Source organism: Phocaeicola dorei, from assembly GCF_013009555.1.
GTDB lineage: Bacteria > Bacteroidota > Bacteroidia > Bacteroidales > Bacteroidaceae > Phocaeicola > Phocaeicola dorei.
Genome location: NZ_CP046176.1, coordinates 491,970 through 515,401, shown reverse-complemented (window position 1 = coordinate 515,401; position 23,432 = coordinate 491,970). Strand labels below are relative to the sequence as shown.

Genomic DNA, 23,432 nt, shown 5'->3' with positions numbered 1-23,432 from the left:
AATGAGTGTGTTCCTCAGACACCTAAAAGAATGCCCGATAATATCCTTCCCGACCGAATTCCTTGCCGGCGAGCCGAAAAGAAATCATCGTTATTATGATACGTACAAATGCCGGATACCTCAATATGTTCAGGTTTCACACCGTATGTCAACAGCTGCTGACGGTTGGCTTTCCACAAATCAATATGCCATTTTGCTTCTTTACGGGCTATCTGATTCATATCAAACCCCGCCTCATAAAAAGCTTGATAAACTTCATCCCCTACTTCAAAAGCCTCCAATGAAATACTGGGACCGATGCAAGCAATGAGATCCTTCCCTTGCGAACCGTATTGATCGCTCATGACCGAAACTGTCTTCTCTACAATCCGGGCCACCGTACCACGCCATCCGGCATGAATGGCAGCCACTACCTTCTTTCGAGTATCGTATAACAAAACAGGAACACAGTCGGCCGTAGATACACACAAGCAATAACCGGGAATGTCTGTTACCAATGCATCCACTCCTTCCAATTCAGTATTTACATGAATAGTATCCACAACTTTCACATGGTCACTATGGGTCTGGTGCGGAATCACGAGTTCTACCGATTCCCCGGGCAGCAAGCTACGCAGCAATTCCCGGTTGCGGTTCACATCTTCTGCCTCGTCCCCGCAATATCCGTTACAATTGAACGAGGTGTAGTTCCCCTTACTACAACCTCCGTGACGGGTGGTAGAAAAACAAGAAATGTTGGGATATGCCTTCATCAGCTCATATCCCAACATTTTATTATCTGATGTCAGCCATTTCATTTCTTTTCCTCTTCTTCGTCCCAATCCTCATCTTCATATTCATAATCGAAGTCATCATCGGCATCTTCTTCATATTTATATTCAAAGTCCTCATCCTCACCCATGTCTTTCAACTCTTCCTGCAGTTTGGCAACATCTTTGGCGCGATGAACAATTGTTTCCGTACGGACACCTTCCAACTTATTGCTGTCTTTATTCAATTCTGTCCATAAAATATCCTTCAGCTGCTGTATCCCCAGACCAGTCACCGATGAGATAAAGATATGCGGAACATTATCCGGCAATGTCGGTTCCAACATGGCAATCAGTTCTTCATCCAACATGTCACTTTTGGTAATGGCAAGCACACGTTGTTTATCCAACATTTCCGGGTTGAAGGTAGCCAACTCATTCAGCAGGATTTCATATTCCTTACGGATATCATCTGTATCACCCGGTACCATAAAGAGTAACAAAGAGTTGCGTTCTATATGGCGCAGGAAACGAAGTCCCAGTCCTTTTCCCTCACTGGCCCCTTCAATAATTCCGGGAATATCCGCCATGACAAAGGATTTTCCTTCACGATAGGACACGATGCCCAAATTCGGCTCCAGCGTAGTAAACGGATAATTGGCTATTTTAGGACGTGCCGCCGATACAGTAGACAATAAAGTGGATTTCCCTGCATTAGGAAAACCTACCAAACCTACATCAGCCAACAGTTTTAATTCTAAAATAACCATCAGTTCCTGCATGGGTTCTCCCGGTTGTGCAAAACGTGGCGCCTGGCGGGTTGCTGTACGGAAGTGCCAGTTTCCCAATCCCCCACGTCCTCCCTTCAACAGAGTTATTTCTTGTCCGTGTTCGGTGATATCACAGATATATTCACCTGTTTCAGCATTATAAACCACTGTACCACAAGGTACTTCAATAACTTTGTCTTCACCATCTTTACCAAAGCTTTTATTCTTTGAGCCATTGCCACCGTGTGTGGCAAACACGTGGCGGTCATACTTCAGATGAAGCAATGTCCAATAATTACGGTTTCCCCGCAAAATAACATGACCTCCTCTACCGCCATCACCACCGTCAGGACCACCATTGGGTACATACTTCTCACGACGCATATGCGCAGAGCCTCGCCCGCCCTTACCCGAGCGGCAATATATCTTCACATAATCAACAAAATTCGATTCAGCCATAATTAATAATTTACTAATTTTCCAACTTACTAATGTGCCAATGAAACTGTACTCCATGTATCATTATGCTGACTGACACTTTGGTGGACTGCTACATCAGCACATTAGCACATTATTATAATTTTTCGACAGTAGCAACAATGTCGGCAAAAATAGCATCCATCGTACCCAAGCCGTGAATATGCTGATATTTACCTTCGTTCTTGTACCAGTCAATCAGCGGAGCCGTCTGCGAGTGATAAACAACCAAACGCTTCTTTATTGTTTCTTCGTTATCATCAGCACGTCCCGATTCCTGTCCACGCTTAATCAGGCGGGTCATCAGTTCTTCTTCGGGTACATCCAAATCCAACATAACAGATACTTCCTGTCCACGTTCGGCCAGCATTTTCTTCAACGCTTCTGCCTGGGCGATGGTTCTGGGGAACCCATCAAAAATAACCCCTTTGCTTTCCTTGAAACTATCCAGCGTGCTTGCCAGAATATCAATAATCAATTCATCAGGCAACAACTGGCCCTGATCAATATATCCTTTGGCTGTCTTTCCCAATTCTGTACCCTTCTTAATCTCAGCACGAAGCACATCCCCTGTTGAAATGTGATTAATACCGAACTTCTCTACAATACGTTCACTCTGAGTACCCTTACCAGAACCCGGAGCTCCAAAAATTACAATGTTCAACATCTTGTTTTATCCTTTATTTTTATATTTAGTTGTACAAATTTCATTCCATTACGGTGTAAATATCCCGATAGTTACGTCCCAAACCATCATAATCCAAACCATACCCCACAATAAAATCATTGGGAATACGCATGGCCACATAATGTATATCCAGTTCCACCTCCAATTTATCAGGTTTCAATAACAAGGTAGCAATACGGATTTCTTTCGGTTTTCCAGCTTGTAATGTTTCCAACAAGTGCTTCATTGTCACCCCGGTATCCACTATATCTTCCACAATCACCACTGTACGACCCTCAATATTATCATTCAAACCTACTAACTCTTTTACCTTTCCGGTAGAAGAAGTTCCTGCATAAGAGGCCAGTTTCACGAAAGAAATTTCACTAGGAATGGTAAGGTTACGCATCAAGTCGGCAGCAAACATGAACGCGCCGTTCAATACACTTAAAAACAAGGGATTAGTTCCTTCTAAATCCCGATTAATCTCACTCGCTACCCGTGCCACTTCTTTTAAGATCCGTTCTTCAGGAATGAAAGGAGTGAAACGTTTATCTTTGATTTGAATGGTATCCATAACCGCTATTTTATTAAATTGCTGCAAAAATAACATTTTTATTCCAAGTATCGAAGTATTCACATAACCTCTTTTTGTAAATAGTGTTATCTTTGTACGTTCAAACAAAAGAGATTGTCATGAAAATTATTTCGAGCACCCAACTAAAAGAGCTGGACAAGTACACGATTGCCAAAGAACCGGTTGCCTCCATTGATTTGATGGAACGGGCAGCCGAAGAGCTGACTCGTGCCATTACCCACCGATGGGATACTTCTTTCCATATTGCAGTATTCGCCGGACCGGGAAATAATGGGGGCGATGCGCTTGCCGTAGCCCGTATGTTGTCTAAACAAAACTATCACGTAGAAGTCTTTCTGTTTAACACCAAAGGAAAACTGTCGGAAGAATGTCAGACTAATCTTGAACGGTTAAAAGAATGCGGCTCGGTCTACTTTACCGAAGTAAGCACACAATTTGATCCCCCAGTCTTGACAGAAAAGCATCTGGTAGTAGACGGATTATTCGGTTCCGGACTCAATAAACCACTGAACGGCGGATTTGCTGCCGTAGTGAAATATATTAATGCATCCAAGGCACAGGTAGTAGCCATTGATGTACCTTCAGGATTAATGTGTGAGGACAACACTTATAACATCCGCCAAAACATGATACGTGCGGATGTCACTCTCAGCATTCAGTTACCTAAGCTATCCTTTCTTTTCCCCGAAAACGAAGACATTGTAGGCGAATGGCAACTATTGGACATCCAACTGAAAAAAGACTTTATTGATACAGCACAAAGTCCCTACTATATCACAGAGGAAGAAGAAATTCGCAGCCTCATCAAACCGCGGAAACGATTTGCCCACAAGGGAGCTTTCGGACATGCACTGCTCATCGCAGGATCTTATGGCATGGCAGGAGCATCCATTTTATCTGCCCGTGCCTGCCTGCGTTCGGGAGTGGGATTACTGACTGTCCATGTACCTATCCACAACCATGATTTACTTCAGACCACTGTCCCCGAAGCCATTGTACAGACAGACATACACGACCATTATTTTGTCGAACCCGTAGATACAGACCGTTATCAAGCCATAGCCATCGGTCCGGGATTGGGACAAGAAGAAGATACAGCGTTAGCCATGATGGAACAAATACAAGGTTGTCCGGTACCTTTAGTATTGGATGCGGATGCCATTAATATTTTCGGCACTCACCGCAACTGGCTCAGCCGGATGCCGAAGCGTTGTATTCTCACCCCCCATCTAAAAGAACTGGAACGACTGATTGGTAAATGCATGGATACTTACGAACGGCTGACAAAGACTAAAGAACTGGCTGCCTATCTGCAAAGTTATATCATTATAAAGGGATCATGGAGCACAGTTGTCACCCCCGAAGGAAATTGTTATTTCAATCCCACCGGGAATCCAGGTATGGCAACTGCCGGCAGCGGTGATGTGCTGACCGGTATTCTGGCAGCCTTATTGGCACAAGGATATACTCAAGAAGACGCATGCCGCCTGGGGGTCTACGTACATGGTCTGGCAGGAGACATTGCGGCGGAAGAAAAAGGAGAAATAGGGACCACCTCAAGTGATCTTATTGACGCATTACCCGCAGCATGGAAGAAATTAACAGAAACAAAAGGCAGATTTACAAAAGAATAGCTATATTTGCTTACATATATGATAGAATATAGAAATATGAAAAAAGGATTAATCGCAGCAGGGTTGCTGGTTTCATTGAGCGGCACCGCACAAGATGTCAGTACATATACTCCCGGAACCATGGGAGAAGGAGTGGTTTATTATTTGCCTAAGACCGAAATAGAATTGCAAGTCATCGCAACCAAAGTTGTCTACACTCCCGGAGAATTCTGCCAATACGCCGACCGCTATCTGCGCCTGACAGGCATATCATCCCAACCGGAAGAACATTGGGAAATAAACAGTATCAAGGTAAATTCCATAGGCATTCCTGATCCGGACAATGCATACGCTGTAAAACTGAAAGACAAAAGTGCCGCCTCACAAGTAGAATTGACTCCTGAAGGAATCATAAAGGCTATCAACACCACCTCTCCTATAGAAAAAGCACCTGTAACAAAGGTTGCCGATACGGCCAAAAAACGTATTGACCCACGCAGTTTTATGACCGAAGAGATTCTGATAGCCGGTTCTACCGCTAAAATGGCTGAATTGGTGGCGAAAGAAATCTACAATATACGAGAAAGCAAAAACAGCCTAACCCGCGGGCAAGCAGATTATATGCCCAAAGACGGAGCTGCTTTAAAACTCATGCTGGACAATCTGGATGAACAGGAACAAGCCATGATGCAAATGTTTGCCGGCACAACAGACCGCACAGAAAAATCGTTTACCATCCGCATAAAGCCAGAAGCAGGCATGAAAGAAAAAGTCGCTTTCCGTTTCTCAAAGAAACTAGGGATGCTGGATGCCGATAATTTATCCGGTGAACCTTATTATATCTCCATCATCAACCAAGAAACACTGCCACCAGTGGATCCGAAAGGCAAAGAAAAAAAGAAAATGGATGGTGTTATTTATAATATTCCGGGAAAAGCTCAGGTTACCGTATTCACTCCAAACAAACGTTATTTTGACGGAGAACTACCTGTTACACAATTTGGAACAACGGAATGTCTGGTAGATAACCTTTTTAATAAAAAAGTAAACACACGAGTGATCTTTAATCCTAATACCGGAGGAATTGTGAAGATTGATAAAGACTAAAACTTCATCTCACCCCTATATAGCAAAATGAGGGTATCCAGTGCATGGATACCCTCATTTTCACTAAAAGACAATCAATTATTTTTTGATATTTGGTTCCTCCAATCCATACCCCTTTTTCTTATTCTCACCTTTCAGCCACAAAGCAAAGAACAACGCAGCCACACCAAAGCCTGCAAATATCCACATGGGAAGTGTATAATCATAAGTCTGCATCCCATCTACTACCGGTCCTTTGCAATACTCATTCAAGACAAAACCAATCAAGGCAGGCACACCCATCAACCCCCAGTTTTGTACCCAGAAGATCAAAGCGTAAGCTGTACCCAACTGCTTTTCCGGAATAATCTTAGGAACAGAGGGCCACATAGCCGATGGCACCAAAGAAAAGCCAATCCCCAATATAATCATAATGATAGTAGCAAACCACCATACATTCAAGATAGGTAACGCAAACATTGTATGAACAAAAATCAACAGCACAGAACCGATGATCATCAGCGTAGCTCCCTTGCCTATCCGATCATACACATTACCGAAAAGCGGAGTAAGGAACAAAGTTCCCAATGGTAACAGACTAGGAATAGTACCTGCCAATTCCGGATCTACATTATATTTCTGCACCATCAGGTCTGTGGCATATTTCAAGAAAGGGAATACGGCAGAATAAAACAACACACACAGCAACGCAATCAGCCAAAATCCTTTATTGGTTACAATCAACCAAATATCTTTCATACGGAAAGGCTCTTCAGGTTCCGCCCCTTCCTCTTCTAAAGAAGCATCCAATTTCTTGTCATAGAAAGTATAAATAAAAAATGCTATCGTACCAATACAAAGCATAGTAAGGCACAGCAACAATGGAGCAGGGATATTAGGATGGAACACACCCTCATCATCAGTAATTCCAAAGAAAGTAGCGATAGGAACCGTAACAGCCAAAGCCAGCATAGTGCCTAAACGAGCTGTCGCCATCTCCATGCCCATGGACAAAGCCATTTCTTTTCCTTTGAACCACTTCACAATAATTTTTGAGACCGTGATACCTGCAATCTCTACACCGACACCAAATATAGCATATCCCAACGCAGCCATTCCTACCTGGGTTTTCATTCCAAGCAAAGTGCTTCCCTCAGCAAATGTAGTAGAAATAGCATAATATTTTAATCCACAGCCCAACACCATCAAAAGGCATGCTCCCATCCCAGTAAAACGCACTCCCATCTTATCCAGAATGATACCACCGATAATAAGCATAAAGGCAAAAACATTGAACCAACCGTATGCACTGGTAAAAATACCATAATCCAGACTATCCCACAGCAGCTCCTTTTCAAGCATCGGTTTTAAGGGGGACATTACATCGGTCAAAAAATAACCGCATAGCATGGTGAAGGCCACCAGCGCCAACACACTCCACCGAAGAGCCTTGGAGTCATTGAGCTTTTTTTGAATTTGTTCTTTCATTCTTTTATAAGATTTTTGATTAATAGTTTTTCATGTTCAGCTTACAAAGATACAGTTTTTTAGGTAGAGAAGCCTCTTTCCATAAAAAAGTTCTATCTTTGCGTGACGATTAAATCGTTTTATTGTAGGAAATCGTCATAAAATTACTTTTTATAAACTTAACTTTATTGATCATGAAAAAAAGCAAAACATTTCTTGTTTGCGCCACGTTGAGTGGCAGCGTCTTATTTTCATCATGCATCGGTTCTTTCGGATTATGGAATAGTTTGAAAGACTGGAATCAGGGAGTAAGCAACAAGTTTGTCAACGAACTTATCTTTCTCGCTTTCCATATTGTCCCTGTTTATGAAATTGCTTATCTGGCGGATGTATTGGTTTTAAATTCCATCGAATTCTGGAGCGGTTCTAACCCTACAGCTTCTATCGGTGAAGTAAAAACAGTGCAAGGAGAAAATGGCGAATACTTGGTTAAAACCAACGAAAACGGTTATACCATTACCAAAAAAGGAGAAGACAAATCTGTAGATTTGGTCTACAACAAAGAAAACAATACATGGAACGCTGTTTCTGGCGAACAGAGCTTCGAACTTGTGAAAATGAACGAAGACGGGACAGCTACTTTGAGCCTGCAAAACGGAACCTCCATGACTGTCACTCCTGATGCACAAGGTATTGCTACCGCAAGAATAGCTATAGGAAACTCTTTGTTTTTTGCAGCAAGATAACAAACACAACATCATTTAAACACAAAGAAAAGAAGTTGTCCATGCAAACAACTTCTTTTCTTTCATAAAACAATACTACTATGAAGAAGCAAATCATGCTAGGCGGCCTGCTCCTATTATTAGGCTCCTGTGCCCCCCAAAACAAGGCAAATGCCCCGAATGCAATTGACATTGCCGCAAGTCTGGAACACCTCACAGAATTAAAGATCTCCCAATTGGGAAAACAGATCCGTTATATCCCTTTAGAAACAACAGACTCATCCCTGATTGGCAACTCTTATTCCATCAAACTATCTAAAGGCCGTATCTTTGTCTCTACCAACGGACGATGCCTGTCATTCGACAAACAAACCGGAAAATATCTTGGCAGCATCGGGCACAAAGGGGAAGATCCAAAAGGATACAGCAATGCCAGCTGCTTTATTCACCCCCATACCAACAATCTCTACTTTTATCGCCAACCCGACAAGTTGGTAAAATACGACACAAAAGGTAATTATCTAGGGCAAGTAAACCTGCCACAAAAGATTTCCCCATCCCTTTACTTCACTTTTTCCGACTCCCTTATTCTTGCTCATTATGGAGAAGGAATAGGACAACCGCAAGCAAGTGCGTTACTTTACTTCAACGAACAGGGAGAAATAAAAGACTCATTGCCGGAATTTGCCAATCCAGGTAACCCTATGGGCATGGATCAGATATCCAGCATCAACGTATTCAAGCAATTACCCGGCAACGCTAACATAGGAGGATTAATATATATAAATTACCAGAATGGAACAATGACCGTTCTTCCTATAGACCAGCCTTCACTTTGGCTGAGTAACGGCAGCATACGTTTCAGAAAAGCGTTCAATGACACAATCTATGACATCAAAGGACACGAAGCTACTGTCCATACCACCTTCCATACCAGACAATGGCATTTCCCAGCTGAGAAAATGGGACAAAAAGAAGATACAGACAAATACATCGTTATAACCAGTATTCTGGAAACTCCCAAACATCTCTTCTTTATATCTCTACAAGGATTATACGATAAGAAAAAACCGTTCTACGGTATTTACGACAAAGAAAAACATATTACTTATATGAATGATGCCACTGTGGGGCTGACAGATGACCTGACGCATTTCATGCCTTTCTATCCCATCACTTGTACAGAAGAAGGAGAGTATGCCGCTTTATTGGAGATAGGGAAAATAGACGAATGGATGGATAAAAATCCGGGAATTGTCCAAGAAGGAAAGCTAAGCTTTTTACAGGAAATCAATGAAGAATCTAATCCGGTTTGTGTTATAGTAGGACCTTGACAACCATAAAAGAACGCTGCTTTCCTCACGGAGAGCAGCGTTCTCTTTCTTCAACACGTTGAAGATAACAGTATGCTAAATTAGTCACGACCTCCACCCAATGCCTGATAGAGATTGATTACGCCTTGCATTTCAGTAAAACGGTTAGCAACCTGAGTTAACTCCGCATTAAGCAGAGTCTGCTGAGCCGTCAAAACTTCCAGATAAGTTGTATTCCCATGTTGCATCAGCAAAGAGGTACTTTCCAAAGCTTTATTTAATGAATTTATTTGTTTATCATAATAAGCTGATTTATCACGGGCCGTCTGATATTTCACCAAAGCCTCGTTCACTTCACTTCCTGCATTCAACAAAGCCTGTTGAAAACTCAGTTTTGCTTCTTCTTGCTGAGCTTTAGCTATCTTTAGCTGTGCTATGTTCGCACCTTTATTAAAAAGTGGCTGGGTTAACGAAGCTACCGCCGTTGCAATGAACTTGCCCGGATTGACAATCATACTTCCTGCAGAATTAGTCCATCCCGCACTTCCACTTAAAACAATAGAAGGATAAAAGGCGGAACGAGCCTGATTTGTGGCATAGAAAGCTGCTTCCAACGAACGCTCCGCACTGCGTACATCGGGACGGTTGGCAAGCATTTGCACAGGGATGCCTACCGGGAAATGTTCCTTCAACATGTAAGAGCTGTCCCATGTGCCCGTCCTCTTAATAGCATGAGGAGGTTCAGCCAACAACAACGACAAACTGTTTTCTACCTGGTTAATTTGTTCTTTCAGATCAAGAACTGAAGTACATATAGTATAGTATGTAGCTTCCATTTGTGAAACGGCAGCTTCATTTGCCAATCCGGCTTCCATCAGAGCACGGGTCGCATCTACGGTTTCTTTCCAAGACTTTTCAGTCCGGACAGAGATGGCCAGCTGATTGTCCAGCATCAGCAAGGTATAGTAAGTATTAGCTATACCGGCTATCAGCTGTGTCCGGACAGCCTGTTTATAGTCACGGCTCTGTTCCAGCAATGCTTTCGCCTGGCGTTTCGCATTACGGATACGGCCGAAAATATCAATTTCCCAACTTGCCGCGACTGGTAAAGTATAAGTTTGTGCAGCTTTTCCTTTGTCAAAACTACTTGCTGTCCCCTGAGGTGACAGAGCGAAAGAAGGCAGATAAGCCAATTTGGCTGACAGCATAGCAGCTTCCGCCTCCTTCACACGCCATTGTGCTGACTGCAAATCCGTATTGTTCCGCAAGCCTTGCTCTATCAATTCCTGAAGCCGCGGATCAGTAAAAATCTCCTGCCAGCTCAGATTGCCGATATTATCCACGGTATCAGCAACCGCCACCTCTTCCCCATACAAATTATCGGGCACTTCGGTTGCAGGTTTATATTTGGTATATATGCCGCAGCTACTCAGTGTGAGTGCTGCGACAGTCAGAGTGATGATCTGTTTTTTCATTTTTTCTCTTCGTTTTTGCTTTCAATGTGGTGTTGTCTTTCTTCTTTTGCTTCTACACATTCCTCTTGAATCTGCCAATCGGCCGCCGGCTGAAACTGAATAGGACGTACCTTTTCCTGTAAATATTGGAATACGATAAACAAAGAAGGTACAATAAACAGCAACGCCAGCGTACCGATCACCATACCACCCACAGTACCTGTTCCCAGTGAACTGTTTCCATTAGCACCTACTCCACTGGCAACCATCAACGGGAACAGACCGAAAATCATTGTTCCAGCCGTCATCAAGATAGGACGCAAACGGGCTTTGGCGGCAGAAAGTGCGGCGGAAGTCAGACTCATACCTGCCTTACGACGCTCGGCGGCGTACTCGGTCAACAAAATGGCAGTCTTAGCAAGCAAACCAATCAACATAATCAAACCAGTCTGCAAATAAATATTGTTCTCCAGTCCCATCATCTTTGCAAACAGGAAGCTACCCATCAACCCAAACGGAACAGACAACAACACTGCAAACGGAATGAGGAAACTTTCATAAAGTGCACTTAAAATCAGGTAAATCATCAAGAAACAGATAGCAAAGATGATAATGGTAGTACCTCCTTGGTCGGTCTCTTCACGAGTAATACCACCAAAATCGTACCCAAAACCTTTGGGAAGTGCCTGTACGGCAGTTTCCTGAACGGCACGGATAGCATCACCGGTACTATACCCTTCGGCAGGCATTGCATTTACAGCAATAGAGTTGAACATATTAAAACGGCTCAACGATTCTGCCCCATAACTGCGGGTCAATGTCACAAACTGGCTGAGAGGAGCCATCTCGCCATTAGACATACGCACAAAGATATTATTCAATGAGCTTTCATCCACACGATATTTCGGATCTGCCTGAATCATAACCTTATACACTTTAGAAAAACGATTAAAATTTGAGACATACTGCCCACCATAATAGCCAGACAATGTGCTTAGCACAGCATCCGGAGTGATACCGGCACGCTTACATTTGGACGCATCCACTTCTACCGTCCATTGCGGATAACGGATATCAAAAGTAGAGTATGCCATCGCGATCTCGGGACGTTGGTTCAGAGCACCCAGATATTGTTGAGTGGTATTGAAGAAAGTGCCCACATCACCACCTTGTTTATCCTGCATATGGAGTTCCAACGCATTACCCATACCATACCCCGGAATCATACCCGGAGAAATAGCAAATATACTGGCATCCTTGATATCCGCCGTACGACCATACACTTGTCCGATTACAGCCTGAACATCATTTTCCTTTCCTTCACGCTCATCCCAAGGTTTCAGCTTCAGAATCAACATACCAAAAGAATTACCCTGTCCGGCTAGCAGACCATAACCTGCCACACGCTGCACATGCAGCACCTGAGGAATATCCATCATGCGCTTTTCAATACGCATCATTACGTCATTAGTCGTTTTTAATGAACTACCTGCCGCCGTGCTGACATTCACAAATACAACCCCCTGGTCTTCATCAGGCACCAAACTGGTTTTAGTTGTATTCATTAAGAAAGCCAATAGTACTACCGAGGCCACAAGAAGTGTCCATACCATCCATTTGCGTTTAATAAAGAACAATACCCCTTTCTTATATCTTTCAATCATTGCATCGAAAGCAGCATTGAACGCTTTACGGAAACGTGCTGCAAAATTATTTTTTTCTGTCCCATCCTCATTGATATACGGTTTCAAGAACAAAGCACACAGCGCCGGACTCAAAGTCAGTGCATTGACGGCAGAGATACCTACGGCAACCGCCATAGTCAAACCAAACTGAGTATAGAAAGTACCGGAAGTTCCACTCATAAACGAAACCGGAATAAACACAGCCATAAATACCAACGAGGAAGAAATGACCGCATTACTAATCCCCTTCATCGCATCAATACTAGCCATATAAGAAGAACGATACCCCACATCAAAACGCGCCTGCACCGCCTCGACGACAACGATAGCATCATCCACCACCGTACCGATCACCAACACCAAAGCAAACAGGGTAATCAGGTTGATACTGAATCCTGCTATGGACATAAAAGCAAATGTACCAATCAAGGATACAATGATCCCCACCAATGGAATAATAGTAGAACGAATATCCTGCAAGAATACATATACAATTAAGATTACCAAAAAAAATGGCCTCAAACAAGGTCTTTATCACCTCATGAATAGATGCATACAAAAAGTCATTGGAGCTCATTACCTGAACCATCTCCACCCCTTTGGGCAGATCTTTCTTTGCTTCTTCCAAAAAGGCATCAATATTATTATTTACTTCTGTTGCATTAGATCCTGCCGTCTGAAAAATCATACAGGAAATACCAGGATGACCATTCATAGCCCCGTGATAGGCATAGCTTTCCTCGCCCATCTCTATATCGGCAATTTCTTTCAGCTTCAACACTTCGCCATTATCCGAAGACCGGATCACAATTTCCCCAAACTCTTCCGGAGTAATCAAACGACCTTTGTACTTCATTGTATATTGATAAGTTTCATCAGAGTTTTCGCCGAATGAGCCGGTAGCCGATTCAATATTCTGTTCAGCCAACACTTGTGTCACATCCGATGGAATCAATTTATACTGGGCCATCACGTCAGGCTTCATCCAGATACGCATACTATAGTCACCACCCATAATCATCATATCACCCACACCCTGGATACGAAGAATTGCAGGTTTCAAATTAATACTGATATAGTTGGACAAGAATTTCTCATCATACGAATCATCCGGACTATATAGTGAGAACATCTGCAAAATACTGGTCTGCCGCTTTGAGGTAGTCACACCCACCTGAGTCACTTCGGCAGGAAGCTGTCCGGTCGCCTTGGATACACGATTTTGCACATTAACAGCCGCCATATCAGGATCTGTTCCTTGTTTAAAATACACAGTAATATCTACAACTCCGGCATTTGAAGCGGTAGAAGTCATATAAGTCATATTTTCCACACCGTTAATCGCTTCCTCCAACGGAGCGATAACACTCTTCTGAAGAGTTTCCGCACTGGCACCGAAATAAGAAGTGCTTACCTGAATGGTAGGCGGAGCTATATCCGGGTATTGCTCGACGGGCAAAGTGAACAACCCGATAATCCCCACTACTACTATCGAAATAGAAATAACAGCCGACAGGATGGGGCGTTCTATAAAGGTTCTTAAATTCATTTTCTTCTTAGTTTTGTTTTACTTTAACCGGAGTACCTTCACGCAGCAAGCCTACGCCTTCTGCAACAATGATATCTCCCTCTTTCAATCCATCGTTCACGATATATTCCTGTCCTCCATTTACACGGGTCACACTAACAGGAGCTGATTGTGCCTTGCCGTCCACGACTTTATATACATATGTAATATCCTGAATTTCAAAAGTTGTAGCCTGAGGAATAACCAAACTTCCTTTCATCGTAACCGGAAGGATCACATTTCCCGATGTTCCGCTATACAGCAACCCATTCTTATTCGGGAATACGGCACGCAGACTCGCGGTACCCGTATTACGGTCTACCACCCCACTGATGGTTTCAATACGCCCCTTTTCGCCATACATAGACTTGTCATTCAATTGCAGTTCCACTTCCGGCATATTTTTCAACGCTTCTGCTTTGGAACCATATTGACGGGTCAGAGCCAACAATTGATTTTCAGTCATCGAAAAATAAACATACATATCCGAATTATCAGAAACCGTAGTCAACGGTTGTGGCAAACTGGCACTAACCAATGCACCTACCCGATAAGGCAATGTACCAATCACTCCATCCGCAGGACTTTTCACTTCTGTATACGAAAGATTATTGCGAGCACTCACCTCCTGCGCTTTCGCCTGGGCCAACTGGGCCTTGGCAGTAAGCCATGAATTTTCTGCCGTCTTCAAATCAAATTCAGAAACTACTTTCTTTGCAAACAATTCTTTCTTGCTATCGTATGTCAACTGTGCTGTTGCCAATCCGGCTTTCGCCGATTCCACATTAGCCACAGCAGTTTCCAATGCCGCCTTATAAGGTACTTGATCAATAATAAATAAGATTTGTCCTTTACGTACTGCCTGTCCTTCCTCCACACAAAGTTGTGTTAGGAAACCGGAAACTTGCGGATAAATATCAATATCCTGACGTCCGCGGATCGTAGCCGAATAAGTAGTAGACAAAACTTTATCCGACGGCGATACTTTCAATACCGCATATTCCGCCTCCATTTGTGCAACAGGCGCCTGTTTACACGACGCTGTCAAAGCAGCACAACCAACTAATACTATTAGTCGCATCCATTTTCTGTTCAATGTCATCATATTCCAATCTTTTAATTTCGGACGCAAAGGTAGATGGAATTTCTCAAGCCGACACATTCAATTATTAGTCACCATTGTTCAAATTCAGAACATATTTCCTATTATAACAAAAATAATAGTTAATTTTGCATCAAAACAAGAATAAACATGGAAATATTGAGTTTACCAGAGAATGAACCGTTTATCACCGGAATAGAAGAAAGTATAGATATATGCTCCAATCAGATTATGAAGTTAGCAGACGCATCTATTTTTCATTGCCGTAGCGGAAAAGCCCACATAGAAATTGATTTGCAGGCGTACGAAGTGACGGAGAACACCCAACTTCTGCTTCTCCCCGGCAGTATCTTCAATTGTACCTGCGCCAGCCATGATTTTACCGTTTCCTATATTGTTTTTTCCGACACCCTTTTCTGGGAGATCACCTCACGTCTGGATCCCTCCTTCTTTCACTTTCTAAAAGAGCATCCATGCATTGTCATCCCTGAAGAACGTGTAAAACCATTCATCGGGCTCAGCTTGGTCATGAAAGATCTTTATGAAGACAGGGATAATAGTTTCCGCATTCAGATCTTCAAAAATTTCATTCAAAACTTCATTCTGGACTTCTATGACAAGACCCAACACCTGTTCCTGCAAAAAAAGACCGAAGGAATAAATCGTCAGGAAGAGATATTCAAACGTTTCATCCAATTGATTCATAAACATTGTACCACCCAACGTGAAGTATCTTTTTATGCAGCCGAACTGTTCATCACTCCCCGTTACCTTTCCACAATCGTACAAAACGTATCCGGCAACACAGCCAAAAGCATTATTGACCGACATGTAATTCTTGAGATTAAAGCATTATTACAATCCACGTCCCTAAGTATTCAAGAGATCTCCAACCGATTATCTTTCCCTGACCAATCTTTTTTTTGGCCGCTATTTCAAGAAACATACAGGCAAATCCCCTCTTCAATACCGAAACCAGTCTTAAAACAAAAAAAGCTGCTTTCTTTATTGAAAGCAGCTTTTTCCTGTTTATATAGGGTGAATTAATTATTCAGCCAATTTATTGTCTGAACCCAGCACGTTAATAATTTTGTGCTTGTACAGTTTTTCCATATTGTCACGAGCCGGACCTAAGTACTTACGAGGGTCAAATTCAGCTGGTTTTTCAGCAAATACTTTGCGAACAGCAGCAGTCATAGCCAGACGAGAGTCTGAGTCAATGTTGATTTTGCAAACAGCAGACTTGGCAGCCTTTCGCAATTCTTCTTCAGGGATACCGATAGCAGCCTTCAATGCACCACCATACTTGTTGATTGTCTCAACTTCTTCCTGAGGAACTGATGAAGAACCATGAAGAACGATGGGGAATCCCGGAAGTTTTTCCATTACAGCATCCAATACTTCGAATGCCAAAGGAGGAGGAACCATACGACCTGTAGCAGGATCAATGTGACACTGTTCCGGAGTAAATTTGTATGCACCGTGAGAAGTACCGATAGAGATAGCCAATGAGTCGCAACCTGTACGAGTTGCAAAATCAATTACTTCTTCAGGGTCAGTATAAGTATGATGATCAGAAGAAACTTCATCTTCCACACCGGCCAATACACCCAATTCACCTTCTACAGTTACATCAAACTGATGAGCGTAGTCAACCACCTTCTTTGTCAAAGCTACGTTTTCTTCATAAGGCAGATGAGAACCGTCGATCATTACAGAAGAGAAACCTGAGTCGATACAGCTCTTGCAAGTTTCGAAAGTATCTCCGTGGTCCAGATGAAGAACGATTTCAGGTTTTGCACAACCTAATTCTTTTGCATATTCTACAGCACCCTGAGCCATGTAACGCAACAAAGTAGCGTTAGCATACTGACGAGCACCTTTTGAAACCTGCAAAATAACCGGAGATTTTGTTTCTACTGCAGCTTTGATGATAGCCTGCATCTGTTCCATATTGTTGAAGTTGAATGCAGGAATTGCATATCCACCTTTGATAGCCTTAGCAAACATATCTCTAGTGTTTACCAGACCTAAATCTTTGTAATTAACCATTGTTCTAATATTTATAATTGTTAGTGAATTAAATTCCACTGCAAAAGTAATCATAAATGCGCTAACTATGGCAAGTTCACACCAAAAATATCTCATAAAAAATGATTTTATTAACTATTTTCTTCGCTTGAACGCATAAACTAATTACATTGTAATGTCTACCTTACAATACTATAAAAGAAGAAAATAAGGGGTTTAGAAGAAAAAATAGCCCGAAGTTTTTTCTATTTCAAAGAAAAGCCGTATCTTTGCGGTCCAAAATGGACCATTACACCCAATTTGTTTACCAAATAAGTAAAATAATAACAATAAAAGAATATACTGAAATGAAAAAAGGTCTTCATCCTGAAAACTATCGTCCGGTTGTATTTAAAGATATGTCAAACGGCGATGTATTTTTGTCACGTTCAACTTGTAGCACAAAAGAAACCATCGAATTCGAAGGTGAAACTTATCCGTTGGTAAAACTGGAAATTTCTAATACATCACACCCGTTCTACACTGGTAAATCTAAATTGGTGGATACAGCAGGTCGTGTTGATAAGTTCATGAGCCGCTACGGTAACCGTATGAAAAAGTAAATTGTAACTTACACATAAGTTTCAATATAAAAAGGCTGCAAACTCATTGAGTTGCAGCCTTTTTATATTGAAACACATTGCACTCCCTTTAGGGGAATGCACTAAACTTTCCTTCTTTCCATTCATATATCACCGGCTCTTTCTTGATATACACTGCCAATTTTTCTCTTTCTGTCTTTGCCAGATATTCCGGAGTAGTATAAGTAAAAGAGATGATTGACTTGTCCTCAGACAAAGTAGCTTTCACCAGTTCCATATCTGCTTTCTCTCTAATCGCAACATAAGCCTCATCAGTCAGCGTATCTACCGGCAGATAAAAAGCCTCGACAGAAGGAAGCCGGATAAAATCACTTTCCGCCAGTTGCTCCCACCGTGTACTATAAAAACGAATTTCACTATCACAAACCGGACCACAAACTGTATTGATCACACAAATCACCTTTACGGAATCATTCAAGGGCAACAGTTTCATTTCCATAGAACTACTTCCCGTGGTCTGCAGAAACAAATAATCGTCAGTCAACTTTTTCAGCTCGGACACCTTTCCAAAACGGTTCTTGACCTCCGCCTTCATATTACTTGCCAGAAAATCCACACAATCCTCGCGATTTACCTTTGTCAATAAAGGAGCTATCGAATCAGGCATAGCGATAAAGAGAGTTTTCATATCCTGAGCGTGCAACGAAAACACGCACAACAACATACCTATTATAAATAAAGTCTTTTTCATCACATTTTTAAATTAAAATCCCCCAAAGATACATATTTTGTCAGCTTATTCCCAACCGCATTATATTTTTTTCTATTTTTGTCGGACTAATAACCAACTAAACAGAAAATGCTATGTATTTACACAAAGAGTTAGAAACTCTGACACGGCCGGAAATAGAGAAATTGCAATTGGAACGCTTGCAAAAGACTGTCCGTCATTGCATGAATTCCCCTTTCTATAAACAACGATTTGCCGAGAGTCATCTGAGCCCGGAAGATATCCGTTCACTGGATGATTTACAAAAAATTCCGTTTACTACCAAACAAGATTTACGTGATACCTATCCCTTCGGACTGGCATCCGTACCTTTGGAAAAAACCGTCCGCCTTCACTCATCCAGTGGAACCACCGGAAACCCCACTGTCATTCTCCATACTCAGAAAGACCTTGACGAATGGGCCAATGCAGTCGCCCGTTGTCTTTATATGGTAGGATTGCGTCCAGGTGATGTTTTCCAAAACTCTTCCGGTTATGGCATGTTCACTGGCGGACTAGGTTTTCAATATGGTGCCGAAAGGCTGGGAATGTTAACCGTACCTGCCGCTGCCGGAAACACCAAGCGCCAGTTAAAGTTTATCTCAGATTTCGGAACCACTGCCCTGCATGCCATTCCCAGCTATGCAGCCCGTATGTATGAGGTAATGCAGGAAATGGGGATTGACCCTCGCCGTGATACCAAACTGAAGACATTGATTATCGGAGCAGAACCTCACTCTGAAGAACAACGCCGCCGCATCGAAGATATGTTAGGCGTAAAAGCTTACAATTCTTTCGGCATGTCCGAAATGTGCGGTCCCGGTGTGGCTTTTGAATGTCAGGAACAGAACGGCCTGCATATATGGGAAGATTATTATATCGTAGAAATAATCAACCCCGACACTTTGGAACCCGTACCCGAAGGGGAAGTGGGTGAGCTGGTGTTGACCACGATCAATCGTGAAGCGATGCCTTTACTGAGATACCGCACCCGTGACCTTACCCGTATTCTGCCGGGCGAATGTCCTTGTGGCCGTCATCACAAACGTCTGGACAGAATGAAAGGACGCAGTGACGATATGATTATCCTGAAAGGGGTCAATATCTTCCCCATTCAGATTGAAACAATTTTGTTACAATTCAAAGAATTGGGCAGTGATTATCTGATTACACTTGAAACTGCCGAATCAAATGATGAGATGACCGTAGAAGTGGAATTAAGCCAACTGTTCACTGACGATTACGGGCGTCTGCAATCATTGACCCGTGAAATCACTCGCCAATTGAAAGATGAAATATTAGTTACCCCACGTGTGAAACTGGTACCCAAAGGAACACTCCCTAAACCAGAAGGCAAAGCTGTCCGCGTGAAAGACTTACGTAAAACCTTTTAAAAAATAAGTTTATGACTATACAACAATTATCCGTCTTCATTGAAAATAAATCGGGGACTCTACAAAGGGTATTGAACTTATTAAAAGAAGCAGGCATACAACTGATTGCCTCCACTATTGCCGATACAGTGGAATATGGCATTTACCGTATCATCTGCTCGGAACCCAAACGCGCATACGAAACACAGAAAGAGGCCGGAATATCTGTGGCGCTCTCTGATGTGTTCGCCATCACACTGGATAATCAGCCGGGACGGGCAGCGGACGCTATCACCATTTTCAGTGAAGCCAAAATAGGAATCACTTATCTGTATTCCTTCTTGTTAGGGAACAAAGGCATATTGATTTTCCGCACAGATAATCCCGACAGAGCAAGAGAAGTGATTATTCTTAATAATCTCTCTTTCGTAGCTGAGAAAGATTTATCAACGCTGATTTAAAATATACATCCCCCGTAGAGCGTAAGCATTACTCCCTACGGGGGATATAGTTCTTATCCTCTGCGTTTCAAGAAGTCCGTAGGACTTTCCCCGAAATAATCCTTGTAACACTTTGTAAAATAAGAAGGAGAAGTAAAACCTACCTCATACGTTATTTCGGATATGGTTTTCTCTGAAGAGGCCAGCAAGGAAGCAGCTTTCTTTAATCTGGCAATACGTACTAATTCATTGGGAGAATAATTGGTAAGCGCCTTAATCTTACGATAAAGCTGCACTCTGCTTAATCCCATCTTACTGCCTAAATCTTCCACACTTAATTCAGAATCCGCCAAGTTTTCTTCTATCAGTTCCCTGAAACGGTCAACAAAGCCTTTATCCACGTCGCTTACCGGTTCTTTAGATAAAGTAGTCTTATCCCCGAAGAATTGTTTCAACCGCTTATGGTTATCCATCAGATTACGAAGACGTACCAGCAACAGTTTGGAATTAAAGGGTTTGGAGATATAAGAATCCGCCCCACACTCAAATCCCTGTATCCGCTGTTCATCCAACGAACAAGCGGTGAGCAACATCACCGGAATATGGGAAGTCTGCAATTCTGTTTTCAACTTTCTGCAACACTCCAATCCATCCATCACCGGCATCATCACATCACAGATTATGGCATCGGGCACATATTTCATGGCTTTCTTTAATCCGGCACGCCCGTCGGGAGCCTCTATCACTGTATATTCTTCTTTTAGTAATGACTTCACATAGTCACGCACATCCGCGTTATCATCTATTATCAAGATACATTCTTTATTCTCATCCGGAATCTGCTCTTCTGTTTCCATATCCTCCAGCTCCTCCACCACCGTCTGTTGTGTAATGCGCGGTTCCTGCACGAGGTCTGCAGACGGCTCTTCCACTACTGTCATAGGGATATCCACTGTAAATACAGTTCCTTTTCCTTCCACACTATCCACCGTTATCTCTCCACCGTGCAGTTCGACAAAAGCCTTTGCCAAGGCAAGGCCGATACCCGAACCCGCATGGTTTACATCAATCTGATAAAAGCGGTCGAAGATATGCCGGATATGTTGGACAGAGATTCCCGAACCAGTGTCAGCAACTACCAGACGGGCATATCTCCCACCTTCCTCCTTCGTCAAAGTAGAAAGTGTAACCGTAATGGTTCCATTCTCCGGTGTGAACTTAAACGCATTGGACAATAAGTTGAAATAGACACGTTCCATTTTCTCGGCATCCACTGCCATCAGATAATCTGCCCGGTCATCATTCACCTCCAATACAAAATGGATATGCTTTTTCAAAGCCAAAGTTTGGAATGAATGACTCCATTCCTGCAACTGCACCCGTAGATTCATATTGGCTCTTACCAATTCCAATTTATCATTTTCATACTTACGAAAATCAAGAATCTGGTTGACAAGCCTCAGCAGGATATGTACATTCTTATGCACCACCTTTAATAAGGATTGTTGTCTGGGAGTCAATGTCTTATCTTCCAATAGTTGCTCCACCGGATCGGCAACCAAAGTGAGTGGAGTACGGAAATCATGAGAGACATTCGTAAAGAAAACCAGTTTGGCATGGGTCGCCTCTTCCAATTGTTTGGAAAGGCTAATCAGCTGGTCACGTTGTTCCTCCAATTTTTTCTTTTGACGGGACAGTTCCATATTCATCCGGTTCTTTGTCCAATAGGCACGGACAATAATCGCCAATAAGGCAGCAAACAATAACAGAATAATCAGACAGGCATACAGAAACATGGTTTGGGCAGAGTATCTGGACAGATATTCGTTCACCTGATTATTCAGCCGTTCTATCTTTCCATCCTGTTCGGTAATGTGGTCTGTCTGCAATTGCATCACCCGGGCATTCGTTTTATCAACCAAAGCTGTTGATAACTTAGTATCTCTCTCATACGGGCGTTTCTCCAAAATATCCATCGCCACCTGTACTACCTTGTCACCTCCGGTCGGATAAATAAATGTAGCATCCAGCACCCCGTTTATGATCTGTTCCACTCCATATTCCTTACCGGGCAGCGCATCAATGCCGACAAACAACATTTCCTTTTCCAACTGTTGCTGACGGGCGGACAAATAGGCCCCGATAGCCATGCGGTCATTCTGGGCAAACACCAAATCTATATTCTTATTAGTTTGAAACACGGAGTCCATTTTCTCACCTGCCACACTTTGCAGCCAGGCTCCATCTACGCTGGCAGTTATTTCAATTCCGGGCTCTTCTTTCAGCACATCCGTCAACCCCTTATGGCGTTCCATAGCAGGCGTGGAGCCTTCAAGCCCTGTTATCTCCAAGACTTTCCCTTTTCCATGCAGGCGGTTGAGAATGTATTGCCCCACATCTTTTCCAATCTCATAATTATCGGCTCCCACAAAAGCCGTGTACTTGTCCGACAGAATCTTACGGTCAATCACCACCACAGGTATTCCCTGCCGATAGGCTTTCTCCACAACGGGAGTAATGGCTGCCGCTTCGTTTGGAGCGACAATAAGCAGGTCCACTTTCTTATCAATAAAATATTTGATATCCGCTATCTGGTTCCGGTTATTGTCTTTTGCCGTACGTATCTCCACCTCTACCCCATCATAGAATAAAGCTTCACGAACTATTTCATTATTCATTTTGTGCCGCCACTCATCATCACTGCATTGCGAAACACCGATGCGATAACGCGTATGCTTCTGAGTGCACGACATCAGAATTCCGGCGAGGCATAAAATGGACAATAAAAGATAGTTTTTCATGTTCCTCAAAATATTTATGGATACACAAAGATAAAAGGTAACCGCTAATGAAACAAACATCTGCTGGAAAAAGAGCACCACACACGTTGGAAAAATCATCGAGGACTCCATTCCTGTTTCTTCGAAAAGTTTCTTCAGACATTTAAAATGGATTTCAGGCATCT

The 23,432-nt window shown here is 42.7% G+C and carries 17 protein-coding genes and 2 pseudogenes; 8 read left to right on the top strand and 11 right to left on the bottom strand.

From position 1 onward, the window contains the following. Window positions 1-14: 14 nt before the first annotated feature. The 4 genes from pgeF to hpt all read right to left on the bottom strand — a co-directional run bounded on the left by pgeF (window position 15) and on the right by hpt (window position 3,240). Window positions 15-797, bottom strand: coding sequence for a peptidoglycan editing factor PgeF (gene pgeF, locus GKD17_RS02145; RefSeq protein ID WP_007831406.1), 783 nt, complete (start codon window positions 795-797; stop codon window positions 15-17). Continuing rightward, window positions 794-1,978, bottom strand: coding sequence for a GTPase ObgE (gene obgE, locus GKD17_RS02140; RefSeq protein WP_007842224.1), 1,185 nt, complete (start codon window positions 1,976-1,978; stop codon window positions 794-796). Before obgE ends, pgeF begins: the two co-directional genes overlap by 4 nt. Before the next feature lie 115 nt (window positions 1,979-2,093). Beyond that, window positions 2,094-2,663, bottom strand: a complete 570-nt coding sequence (locus tag GKD17_RS02135) for an adenylate kinase (protein WP_007831404.1) — start codon at window positions 2,661-2,663, stop codon at window positions 2,094-2,096. Between the two features lie 40 nt (window positions 2,664-2,703). Continuing rightward, on the bottom strand, window positions 2,704-3,240 hold the full coding sequence (gene hpt, locus GKD17_RS02130; protein ID WP_007842222.1) for a hypoxanthine phosphoribosyltransferase: 537 nt from the start codon (window positions 3,238-3,240) through the stop codon (window positions 2,704-2,706). Between the two features lie 119 nt (window positions 3,241-3,359). On the opposite strand from hpt, the gene GKD17_RS02125 reads away from it, so the two are divergent. Then, window positions 3,360-4,895 (top strand): NAD(P)H-hydrate dehydratase, encoded by a 1,536-nt coding sequence (locus tag GKD17_RS02125; RefSeq protein ID WP_170272823.1) that lies wholly within the window; start codon window positions 3,360-3,362, stop codon window positions 4,893-4,895. A gap of 36 nt (window positions 4,896-4,931) precedes the next feature. Beyond that, a complete protein-coding gene (locus tag GKD17_RS02120; RefSeq protein WP_007851113.1) occupies window positions 4,932-5,981 on the top strand; it encodes a DUF4831 family protein in 1,050 nt (349 codons plus the stop codon). Between the two features lie 78 nt (window positions 5,982-6,059). Here the strand turns inward: GKD17_RS02120 and GKD17_RS02115 are convergent, their stop codons facing one another. Next, window positions 6,060-7,448: an MFS transporter gene (locus GKD17_RS02115; RefSeq protein WP_007831393.1), complete on the bottom strand. Its 1,389-nt coding sequence runs from the start codon at window positions 7,446-7,448 to the stop codon at window positions 6,060-6,062. 173 nt (window positions 7,449-7,621) lie between these two features. On the opposite strand from GKD17_RS02115, the gene GKD17_RS02110 reads away from it, so the two are divergent. Both GKD17_RS02110 and GKD17_RS02105 read left to right on the top strand, forming a co-directional pair. After that, entirely contained in the window at window positions 7,622-8,173 is a 552-nt protein-coding gene (locus GKD17_RS02110) for a DUF3332 domain-containing protein (RefSeq protein WP_007831390.1), read from the top strand. A gap of 80 nt (window positions 8,174-8,253) precedes the next feature. Continuing rightward, window positions 8,254-9,486 (top strand): DUF4934 domain-containing protein, encoded by a 1,233-nt coding sequence (locus GKD17_RS02105; RefSeq protein ID WP_007831389.1) that lies wholly within the window; start codon window positions 8,254-8,256, stop codon window positions 9,484-9,486. An 80-nt stretch (window positions 9,487-9,566) separates the two neighbouring features. On the opposite strand, the gene GKD17_RS02100 is transcribed toward GKD17_RS02105, so the two are convergent. From GKD17_RS02100 to GKD17_RS02090, 3 genes and pseudogenes are all read right to left on the bottom strand, one after another. Then, entirely contained in the window at window positions 9,567-10,940 is a 1,374-nt protein-coding gene (locus GKD17_RS02100) for a TolC family protein (RefSeq protein ID WP_007831388.1), read from the bottom strand. Further along, window positions 10,937-14,153 (bottom strand): annotated as a pseudogene (locus GKD17_RS02095) (efflux RND transporter permease subunit). The gene GKD17_RS02100 and the pseudogene GKD17_RS02095 overlap by 4 nt, the downstream one beginning before the upstream one ends. 7 nt (window positions 14,154-14,160) lie before the next feature. Further along, window positions 14,161-15,276 (bottom strand): efflux RND transporter periplasmic adaptor subunit, encoded by a 1,116-nt coding sequence (locus tag GKD17_RS02090; protein ID WP_048919107.1) that lies wholly within the window; start codon window positions 15,274-15,276, stop codon window positions 14,161-14,163. 147 nt (window positions 15,277-15,423) lie between these two features. On the opposite strand from GKD17_RS02090, the pseudogene GKD17_RS02085 reads away from it, so the two are divergent. Beyond that, window positions 15,424-16,258: pseudogene (locus GKD17_RS02085) on the top strand (AraC family transcriptional regulator). Window positions 16,259-16,320: 62 nt separating this feature from the next. On the opposite strand, the gene GKD17_RS02080 reads toward GKD17_RS02085, so the two are convergent. Continuing rightward, complete coding sequence (locus GKD17_RS02080) at window positions 16,321-17,325, bottom strand: class II fructose-bisphosphate aldolase (RefSeq protein WP_008656740.1); 1,005 nt, start codon at window positions 17,323-17,325, stop codon at window positions 16,321-16,323. A gap of 326 nt (window positions 17,326-17,651) precedes the next feature. Here GKD17_RS02080 and GKD17_RS02075 point away from each other — a divergent pair, with 326 nt between their 5' ends. Next, entirely contained in the window at window positions 17,652-17,906 is a 255-nt protein-coding gene (locus tag GKD17_RS02075) for a type B 50S ribosomal protein L31 (RefSeq protein ID WP_007842212.1), read from the top strand. A gap of 88 nt (window positions 17,907-17,994) precedes the next feature. On the opposite strand, the gene GKD17_RS02070 is transcribed toward GKD17_RS02075, so the two are convergent. Then, window positions 17,995-18,636, bottom strand: coding sequence for a DUF3256 family protein (locus tag GKD17_RS02070; RefSeq protein WP_007831381.1), 642 nt, complete (start codon window positions 18,634-18,636; stop codon window positions 17,995-17,997). A gap of 113 nt (window positions 18,637-18,749) precedes the next feature. On the opposite strand from GKD17_RS02070, the gene GKD17_RS02065 reads away from it, so the two are divergent. Both GKD17_RS02065 and GKD17_RS02060 read left to right on the top strand, forming a co-directional pair. Beyond that, complete coding sequence (locus GKD17_RS02065) at window positions 18,750-20,048, top strand: phenylacetate--CoA ligase family protein (RefSeq protein WP_007831380.1); 1,299 nt, start codon at window positions 18,750-18,752, stop codon at window positions 20,046-20,048. An 11-nt stretch (window positions 20,049-20,059) separates the two neighbouring features. Continuing rightward, on the top strand, window positions 20,060-20,488 hold the full coding sequence (locus GKD17_RS02060) for a hypothetical protein (protein WP_007831379.1): 429 nt from the start codon (window positions 20,060-20,062) through the stop codon (window positions 20,486-20,488). A gap of 53 nt (window positions 20,489-20,541) precedes the next feature. Here GKD17_RS02060 and GKD17_RS02055 read toward each other — a convergent pair whose 3' ends face one another. Further along, window positions 20,542-23,268: a hybrid sensor histidine kinase/response regulator transcription factor gene (locus tag GKD17_RS02055; protein ID WP_007851133.1), complete on the bottom strand. Its 2,727-nt coding sequence runs from the start codon at window positions 23,266-23,268 to the stop codon at window positions 20,542-20,544. Window positions 23,269-23,432 lie beyond the last annotated feature (164 nt).

Bases quoted from the DNA above. Each gene is read 5' to 3' on its own strand.
- GKD17_RS02120 (WP_007851113.1), top strand. From the start codon at position 4,932: ATGAAAAAAGGATTAATCGCAGCAGGGTTGCTGGTTTCATTGAGCGGC.
- GKD17_RS02105 (WP_007831389.1), top strand. From the start codon at position 8,254: ATGAAGAAGCAAATCATGCTAGGCGGCCTGCTCCTATTATTAGGCTCC.
- GKD17_RS02100 (WP_007831388.1), bottom strand. From the start codon at position 10,940: ATGAAAAAACAGATCATCACTCTGACTGTCGCAGCACTCACACTGAGT.
- GKD17_RS02110 (WP_007831390.1), top strand. From the start codon at position 7,622: ATGAAAAAAAGCAAAACATTTCTTGTTTGCGCCACGTTGAGTGGCAGC.
- GKD17_RS02080 (WP_008656740.1), bottom strand. From the start codon at position 17,325: ATGGTTAATTACAAAGATTTAGGTCTGGTAAACACTAGAGATATGTTT.
- GKD17_RS02065 (WP_007831380.1), top strand. From the start codon at position 18,750: ATGTATTTACACAAAGAGTTAGAAACTCTGACACGGCCGGAAATAGAG.
- GKD17_RS02070 (WP_007831381.1), bottom strand. From the start codon at position 18,636: ATGAAAAAGACTTTATTTATAATAGGTATGTTGTTGTGCGTGTTTTCG.
- GKD17_RS02060 (WP_007831379.1), top strand. From the start codon at position 20,060: ATGACTATACAACAATTATCCGTCTTCATTGAAAATAAATCGGGGACT.
- GKD17_RS02115 (WP_007831393.1), bottom strand. From the start codon at position 7,448: ATGAAAGAACAAATTCAAAAAAAGCTCAATGACTCCAAGGCTCTTCGG.
- pgeF (WP_007831406.1), bottom strand. From the start codon at position 797: ATGAAATGGCTGACATCAGATAATAAAATGTTGGGATATGAGCTGATG.
- hpt (WP_007842222.1), bottom strand. From the start codon at position 3,240: ATGGATACCATTCAAATCAAAGATAAACGTTTCACTCCTTTCATTCCT.
- GKD17_RS02125 (WP_170272823.1), top strand. From the start codon at position 3,360: ATGAAAATTATTTCGAGCACCCAACTAAAAGAGCTGGACAAGTACACG.
- GKD17_RS02135 (WP_007831404.1), bottom strand. From the start codon at position 2,663: ATGTTGAACATTGTAATTTTTGGAGCTCCGGGTTCTGGTAAGGGTACT.
- obgE (WP_007842224.1), bottom strand. From the start codon at position 1,978: ATGGCTGAATCGAATTTTGTTGATTATGTGAAGATATATTGCCGCTCG.
- GKD17_RS02055 (WP_007851133.1), bottom strand. From the start codon at position 23,268: ATGAAAAACTATCTTTTATTGTCCATTTTATGCCTCGCCGGAATTCTG.
- GKD17_RS02090 (WP_048919107.1), bottom strand. From the start codon at position 15,276: ATGATGACATTGAACAGAAAATGGATGCGACTAATAGTATTAGTTGGT.
- GKD17_RS02075 (WP_007842212.1), top strand. From the start codon at position 17,652: ATGAAAAAAGGTCTTCATCCTGAAAACTATCGTCCGGTTGTATTTAAA.